We start from the raw sequence: 7151 nt of genomic DNA on the forward strand, positions 1-7151 counted from the left end.
GTGGTCAACGTGACCAATCGTGCCCACGTTCACGTGGGGCTTGGTGCGCTCGAACTTACCCTTTGCCATGGCTGCCTGTCTCGCTGACGTTGTGTGGTGGTGCTCACGAATGGAATCGAACCATCGACCTCCTCCTTACCAAGGAGGTGCTCTACCGACTGAGCTACGTGAGCGTGGAACTTTTTGTGTTGCGTAGGTTGTGTTGCGTGTTGCCAGTCCAATGGAGCGGGAGACGGGAATCGAACCCGCACCATCAGCTTGGAAGGCTGAGGTTCTACCGTTGAACTACTCCCGCGCCGGGAGGGAAAACCTGTTGCACTTTCTTGGTGGAGGGAGGTGGATTCGAACCACCGAAGGCGTAAGCCAGCAGATTTACAGTCTGCCCCCGTTGGCCGCTTGGGTATCCCTCCGGTCGTTCTGGGTCAAAGCCGGTGAAACAGCCCGCGATTTTGACGCGGGAGCACATTGCTGTCAACGGTCAGACATTGAACCGGAAGTGGAGCACGTCCCCTTCCTGGACCCGGTATTCCTTGCCTTCCAGGCGCAGGCGGCCGGCCTCGCGGGCCCCGGCCTCGCCGCGGTAGCGGATGAAGTCCTCGTAACCGATGGTTTCAGCGCGGATGAACCCCTTCTCGAAATCGGTATGGATCACCCCGGCGGCCTGCGGCGCGGTCGAACCGCCCTTCACCGTCCAGGCCCGGACCTCCTTGACCCCGGCGGTGAAGTAGGTCTGGAGCCCCAGCAGCTTGTAGGCCGCCCGGATCACCCTGTTCAGGCCCGGCTCCTCCAGGCCCAGGTCGGCCAGGAACGCATTGCGGTCCTCGTCCTCGAGCTGGCTCAGCTCCTCCTCGATGGCGGCCGAGACCGGCACCACCTCGGCGCCCTCGCCCGCCGCCCGGGCGCGGACCGCGTCCAGGTGGGCGTTCCCTTCGAAACCGTCCTCGAGCACGTTGGCCACGTACATCACCGGCTTCAGGGTCAGCAGGAACAGGTCGCGGACCTGGGCCCGGTCCTCCTCGGACAGGCCCAGCGCGCGCGCCGGCTTGCCCTCGTCCAGCCCGGCCCGGACCCGGGCGAGCACCTCGACCCGGGCCCTGGCGTCCTTGTCGCCGGTCTTGGCGGAGCGCTCGGCGCGCTGCAGGGCCTTGTCCACCGACTCCAGGTCGGCCAGGGCCAGCTCGGTGTCGATGGTCTCGATGTCGGCGATCGGGTCGACCCTGTTGGCCACGTGGATCACGTCCGGGTGCTCGAAGCAGCGCACCACGTGGCAGATCGCGTCGACCTCGCGGATGTGGGCCAGGAACTTGTTGCCCAGGCCCTCGCCCGACGCCGCGCCGGCGACCAGCCCGGCGATGTCGACGAATTCGACCGCGGTGGGGATGCACTTCTGCGGCTTGACGATCTCCGCCAGCGCGTTGAGGCGCTCGTCCGGCACCGGGACCACGCCCACGTTGGGCTCGATCGTGCAGAACGGGAAGTTGGCCGCGGCGATGCCCGCCTTGGTCAGCGCATTGAACAGGGTCGACTTGCCCACGTTGGGCAGGCCGACGATGCCGCATTTGATGCCCATTTCAGAATCCTAAGAGCGGGAACGGGGAATGGGGAACGGGGAATGGCGGGATCGGGGTGGCTTGGAGGTCCAGGCGCGGACGAACCTTCCATTCCCTGTTCCCTATTCCCTGTTCCCGCTGTTGGTGTTCAGGCGCTTCATGGCCTCGTTGAAGTCGCCGGCGACCGCCAGCGGCAGCACGTCGAGCGCATCGTCGATGGCGCGCAGGATCGCGGCCTCGTCGTCGCGGCCCGGCTTGCCCAGTACCCAGGGCGTCACCCGGTCCTTGTGGCCGGGATGGCCGATGCCGATGCGCAGGCGCTTGAACCGGCCGTGCCCGAGCAGCTGCATGGTGTCGCGCAAGCCGTTCTGGCCGCCGTGCCCGCCGTCGAACTTGAGCCGCGCCGTGCCCGGGGGCAGGTCCAGCTCGTCGTGCGCCAGCAGGGCTTCCTCCGGCTCGATCTTCCAGTAGCGCAAGGCGGCGGTGACCGACTTGCCCGACAGGTTCATGTAGGTGGCCGGCTTGAGCAGCCAGACCGGCTGCCCGGCGACCTGCACCTTGCAGGTCTCGCCGAAGAGTTTCGATTCCAGGCCGAAGCGGCCGCCTTCGCGTTCCGCCAGCGCATCGGCGAACCAGAACCCGGCGTTGTGCCGGGTCCTGGCGTGTTCCGGACCGGGATTGCCCAGCCCGACGATGAGCCGAAGGCCCGCCATCTCGAACGCGCGCGCCGGCACGCCCGCGACGGGCGCGCCGGCAACAGGCGCTTACTCGCCCTTGGCTTCTTCGGCGGCACCGCCCTCGGCGGGCGACTGGGCCTCGGTGTCCTCGGTGGTTTCCTCGGTCTCGCCGCGGGCCATGCGCGCCACCACCACGGCCACGTCGTGGTCCGCACCCAGCTTCAGCTGCGGCAGTTCGACGCCGGCCGGCAGCTTCACGCTCGACAGGTGGATGGTGTCGCCCGGCTTCAGGTCGGCCAGGTCCACTTCGATGTTGCCCGGCAGGTCCTTCGGCAGGCAGCTCACTTCGACCTGGGTCAGCTCGTGCATGATCACGACGCCCGCGGTCTTGCCGGCCGGCGACTTCTCGCCGTTGACGAAGTGCAGCGGCACCGAGGTGCGCAGCGTCTGCTTGGCGTCCACGCGCTGGAAGTCGATGTGCAGGATCCGCTGCTTGTACGGATGGCGCTGCAGGTCGCGCAGGAGCACGCTCTCGACCTTGCCGTCGACCTCGAGGTCGATGATCGACGAATAGAACCATTCGTTCTGGCTCAGGAGCCAGGTCTTTTCGTGCTCGAGCTGGATGCTGCGGGGCTCGGACTTTCCGCCGTAGACGACGGCAGGCACCTGGCCGGCATGACGCAGGCGGCGGCTCGCACCTTTCCCCTCGTCCTTGCGGCTGGTGGCCTGGATGGTGTGCTGGTTTGCCATTTCTTTGCTCACTTTGGGTACTGCGTTGGACCGCCTCGCGGCGGCATTGGCGACTCCCCCGCGACCAGGGGAGCCGTGTGCGTCAATCCACGTACAGCGAACTGACGGATTCTCCGAAGGCGATGCGGCGGATGGTTTCCGCGAGCAGCTCGGCGACGCTGAGCTGGCGGATCTTGCCGCAGGCCTTCGCCGCGTCGGACAGCGGGATGGTGTCGGTCACCACCAGCTCGTCCAGCGCGGCCTTCGAAACGTTGTCGATCGCGGCGCCCGAAAGCACCGGATGCGTGCAGTACGCGACCACCTTGGTCGCGCCCTGCGCCTTGAGCGCCGCCGCCGCCGCGCACAGGGTGCCGGCGGTGTCGACGATGTCGTCGACCAGCACGCAGACCTTGCCGGACACGTCGCCGATGATGTTCATCACCGTGGCGACGTTGGCCTTCGGGCGGCGCTTGTCGATGATCGCCAGGTCGGCGTCGTCCAGGCGCTTGGCGATGGCCCGCGCCCGCAGCACGCCGCCCACGTCCGGCGACACCACCACCATGTCCTTCGTGCCGTGGTGGCGCCAGATGTCGGCCAGCAGCAGCGGCGAGGAGTACACGTTGTCGACCGGGATGTCGAAGAAACCCTGGATCTGCTCGGCGTGCAGGTCGATGGTGAGCACCCGGTCGGTGCGCACCGTGGAGAACATCGACGCCGCGACCTTGGCCGTGATCGGCACGCGCGCCGAACGCGGGCGGCGATCCTGGCGGGCATAGCCGAAGTACGGCACCACCGCGGTCACGCTGGCCACCGATGCGCGCTTGAGCGCGTCGATCAGCACCAGCAACTCGACCAGGTTCTCGGCGCTGGGCGCGCAGGTGGGCTGGATCACGAACACGTCCTGGGCACGGACGTTCTCCTCGATCTCGACCTGCACCTCGCCATCGGAGAAGCGGCCGACCAGCGCGCGCCCCGGGCGCACGCCCAGCTGCCTGCAGACCTCGTTCGCGAGCGGCCGGTTGGCATTGCCGGTGAAGACCAGCAAGTTGCGATCGTCCTGCATTGTCATGTCGCGCCCTGGTCTGGTCTCAACGGGTGTAGCGGATGCAGCGGATGCAGCGGGTGGAGCGGTATTGCATGCAGCGATGTTTGGCAGGGGCGGCAGGATTCGAACCTGCGAATGCCGGGATCAAAACCCGGTGCCTTGGGCCACTTGGCGACGCCCCTGCAGGCGAAACCGTTCCAGCGCCACGCGCAACGGCGACCGTGCCGCGCCCTCGGCGACCCACGCCCGCAGGCCCGGTGGCAGCGCCTGCAATGCCGCCTGCGCCGAGGCGCGGTCCCCGAATTCGACGAAACAGCCGCTGCCCGTCCCGGTCAATCGCGGCCGGCCGACGCGCGCGAGCGCAGCGAAGACGGCCTCGACGGCCGGTTCGCGGCTGCGCAGCACCGGCTCGAACACGTTGCCGAGCGGGGCATGCTGTTCCACAGCTGCCGAAGCGAAGTCGGATATTGTCGCGGGCGCGGCATCCCGCGTCAATTCAGGGGCTTGGAACAATTCCGCGGTGGAAGCGTGGACCCCGGGGTCGACCAGCAGGTACCAGGCCGGGGGAAGCCCGACCGGGGTGAGCAGCTCGCCCACGCCTTCGGCCCAGGCATTGTCGCCGCGAACGAAGACGGGCACGTCGGCCCCCAGACGCAAGCCCAGGGCAGCCAACCGGTCCAGGCCCAGGTCCGTGCCCCAGATCGCGTCCAGGGCCACCAGCGCGGTGGCAGCGTCGGAGGACCCACCGCCGAATCCGGCGCCTGAGGGAATGCGCTTTTCGACGAAGATGTCTGCACCTTGGCTGACGTTCGCCTCTTCTGCCAGCATGCGCGCGGCCCGGACGGCGAGATCGCCTTCCGCATCCGTCCCGGGGGCGAGGTCGCCGTGGCGGACGATGCGTCCGTCCACGCGCGGCCGCAGCCGCAGGGTGTCGCCCCATTCCAGCAGCCGGAAGACCGTCTGCAGCAGGTGGTAGCCGTCCGCGCGGCGCCCGGGAATGCGCAGGAACAGGTTCAGCTTGGCCGGGGCCGGCCATTCGGACCATGGCGCTTGATCGGGGTTCACGGCACCGCCCAGGCGTCCACCACCAGCTTGACCCGGGCGCTGCCCCGCTCGGCGGTGATCCGCGCCGGCAACCACGGGCCTTCGGCATCGGGCCGTGCCCACCCCCCGTATTCGAGCGCCCATCCGTCCTGGCGCAGGCGAGCCAGGCGGCCGTCGGCATCGAATTCCAGCCGCGACTCGCTGCCGGGCGCCCGCGCACCCCGCAACCAGTAGCCCAGCGCCTGGACCGGAACATCCCAGCCGGTGGCCTGCCGCAGCAAGGCCGCCGCGTCGGCGCCGGCGCGCGGACCGCCATCGAGGCCTTCCAGCAACGCGCTGCCCGGCGCGCCCACCAGGCGCCAGCCCTTGCGCGTGATCGGTGCCGCCAGCTCGACCTCGAAGGCATCGCCGTGCTGGCGCCAGTCGATGCGGCCGCTGCCGCCGCGTCCCTCGTTGCTCAACGCGACCCGGCCGGCCAGCGACCAGTCGCGGCGCGCGGCCAGCACCGCTTCGTGCGCGGCCTGTGCCTGCATGGCCGCCGCCTGCGCCGCGGGGGGCAGCGGTTGGCGCGGACCGAGGCCGGCACACGCGGCCAGCGCCAGCGAGAGCAAAGCGACAGCGGCTGCGCGCAGTTTCCGACTCATGCGCCGGCTCCTGCGCCGGTCTTCTCCAGCGCGCGCTCGAGCGCGCGATTGTCGGGATCGAGCTTGCGGCTTTCCTCGAAGTAGCGCCGTGCTTCCTCGCGCTGGCCCATCACCCACAGCAGTTCGGCCAGGTGCGCGGCGATCTCCGGATCCTTGCCCAGCGAGAACGCGCGCCGCAATTGCACCAGGGCTTCGTCGTTGCGACCGAGGCGGTAGAGCACCCAGCCGTAGCTGTCGACGATCGCCGCGTTGTCCGGATCGGCCACGCGCGCGCGGTCGATCAGTTCCAGCGCCTCGACATGGCGGTCGGTGCGGTCGGCCAGCGTGTAGCCCAGTGCGTTGAGGGTGGCGACGTTCTCCGGATCGGCCACCAGGATGCGGCGGAAATCGGCCTCGGCGCGCGCGATGTCGTCGCGCCGCTCCCAAGCCAGCGCACGCGAGTACAGCAGCGCACTGTCGTCCGGGAACGCCGCCAGCCCGCGGGCGAACGCATCGAGTTCGCCCGGGCCGTCGCCGGCGTCGTTGCGCAGCTCCGCTTCCAGCAGGTAGGCATCGCGGCGCAACTCGTCGTCGGCATCGGCTTCGGCCTGCAACGCGTGCAGCGCCGCCCAGGCTTCGGCATCGCGATCGAGCGCGTGCAGCACGTTGGCTGCGCGCAGCGCGGCGAGCCATCGCTCCTCGCCACCCGGAACGCCGTGGTACCAGCGCAGGGCCTCCTCGTTGCGCTCGAGGAATTCGGCGACCTGGCCCAGCAGCAGCCGACGCTGCGGATCGGGGCGGGAGGAGTCGCGCTTGAGCGATTCGTACAGCGTGCCCAGCGCTTCGCGGTCCTCGGCGCGCGCCAGCAGCGAGGCGCGCAACCGGTAGGTGCGGTCGTCCTGCGGACCCTGCCCCAGCACCCGGGCCGCCGCGACCGCATCGCCGAGCGCGTCGTATTCGCCGGCGACGAGGAAGCGCAGTTCCGCATCCCCGGCCGCAGTCGCTTCCAGCCCTGCGAGCAACGCGCGCGCTTCCTCCGGCTTGTCCGATTCGCGCAACTGGCTTGCGTGCAGCAGCGCCACCCGCGGTTCGTCGGGGAACCGGGCGATCACGGCGTCGACGATGCGCGAGGCCAGCTCCGCCTGCGCGAGGCGCTGGGCCAGGCCGCCGAACGCGAGCCAGGCCTGCAACTGGTCCGGAATCCGGTTCTCCTCGACCGCTTCGCCCAGCAGTTTCGCCGCCAGTTCCGGATCGCGCCCCCCATCCATTGCGCCCAGCGCGCGCTGCCAGCCTTCCGTGCCTGGCGCTGCCAGCAGGCTGGCCAGGCGGTCGCGGGCCGTGGCTTCGTCGGAAGTGCGTAGGGCCAGCACCATTTCCGCCGAATGCAGGGCCAGCGAAGCCGGATCGCGCTCGCGCCACAGGCCAAGGGCGGCCGCCGCGCCGGCTTCGTCGCCGGACAGCAGGGCGATGCTGGCGGCACGGC

The 7151-nt window shown here is 69.6% G+C and carries 7 protein-coding genes and 4 tRNA genes; all 11 read right to left on the minus strand.

Features of this window, described 5'->3' with window-relative positions; genetic code table 11:
• Positions 1-97: 97 nt before the first annotated feature.
• Positions 98-173: transfer RNA gene (locus tag QAA18_RS08045), tRNA-Thr, on the minus strand.
• A 48-nt stretch (positions 174-221) separates the two neighbouring features.
• Positions 222-295, minus strand: a tRNA-Gly gene (locus tag QAA18_RS08050).
• 29 nt (positions 296-324) lie between these two features.
• A tRNA-Tyr gene (locus tag QAA18_RS08055) sits at positions 325-410 on the minus strand.
• Between the two features lie 68 nt (positions 411-478).
• A complete protein-coding gene (ychF, locus tag QAA18_RS08060) occupies positions 479-1570 on the minus strand; it encodes a redox-regulated ATPase YchF (RefSeq protein WP_279412422.1) in 1092 nt (363 codons plus the stop codon).
• A 102-nt stretch (positions 1571-1672) separates the two neighbouring features.
• Entirely contained in the window at positions 1673-2263 is a 591-nt protein-coding gene (pth, locus tag QAA18_RS08065) for an aminoacyl-tRNA hydrolase (RefSeq protein WP_279412423.1), read from the minus strand.
• Positions 2264-2314: 51 nt separating this feature from the next.
• Positions 2315-2977: a 50S ribosomal protein L25/general stress protein Ctc gene (locus QAA18_RS08070; protein ID WP_279412424.1), complete on the minus strand. Its 663-nt coding sequence runs from the start codon at positions 2975-2977 to the stop codon at positions 2315-2317.
• 82 nt (positions 2978-3059) lie between these two features.
• On the minus strand, positions 3060-4019 hold the full coding sequence (locus QAA18_RS08075; RefSeq protein ID WP_279412428.1) for a ribose-phosphate diphosphokinase: 960 nt from the start codon (positions 4017-4019) through the stop codon (positions 3060-3062).
• An 87-nt stretch (positions 4020-4106) separates the two neighbouring features.
• Positions 4107-4183: transfer RNA gene (locus QAA18_RS08080), tRNA-Gln, on the minus strand.
• Positions 4146-5066 carry a 4-(cytidine 5'-diphospho)-2-C-methyl-D-erythritol kinase gene (ispE, locus tag QAA18_RS08085; RefSeq protein WP_279412425.1) on the minus strand — a complete coding sequence of 307 codons (921 nt, stop codon included), beginning with the start codon at positions 5064-5066 and terminating at the stop codon, positions 4146-4148. The genes QAA18_RS08080 and ispE overlap by 38 nt, the downstream gene beginning before the upstream one ends.
• On the minus strand, positions 5063-5689 hold the full coding sequence (lolB, locus tag QAA18_RS08090) for a lipoprotein insertase outer membrane protein LolB (RefSeq protein ID WP_279412426.1): 627 nt from the start codon (positions 5687-5689) through the stop codon (positions 5063-5065). The genes ispE and lolB overlap by 4 nt, the downstream gene beginning before the upstream one ends.
• A partial coding sequence (locus QAA18_RS08095; protein ID WP_279412427.1) for a hypothetical protein occupies positions 5686-7151 on the minus strand: 1466 nt, incomplete at its 5' end. The genes QAA18_RS08095 and lolB, both read right to left, overlap by 4 nt.

It is taken from the genome of Luteimonas sp. 8-5 (genome assembly GCF_029763755.1).
GTDB lineage: Bacteria > Pseudomonadota > Gammaproteobacteria > Xanthomonadales > Xanthomonadaceae > Cognatiluteimonas.

Bases quoted from the DNA above. Each gene is read 5' to 3' on its own strand.
- ychF (WP_279412422.1), bottom strand. From the start codon at position 1,570: ATGGGCATCAAATGCGGCATCGTCGGCCTGCCCAACGTGGGCAAGTCG.
- pth (WP_279412423.1), bottom strand. From the start codon at position 2,263: ATGGCGGGCCTTCGGCTCATCGTCGGGCTGGGCAATCCCGGTCCGGAA.
- QAA18_RS08070 (WP_279412424.1), bottom strand. From the start codon at position 2,977: ATGGCAAACCAGCACACCATCCAGGCCACCAGCCGCAAGGACGAGGGG.
- QAA18_RS08075 (WP_279412428.1), bottom strand. From the start codon at position 4,019: ATGCAGGACGATCGCAACTTGCTGGTCTTCACCGGCAATGCCAACCGG.
- lolB (WP_279412426.1), bottom strand. From the start codon at position 5,689: ATGAGTCGGAAACTGCGCGCAGCCGCTGTCGCTTTGCTCTCGCTGGCG.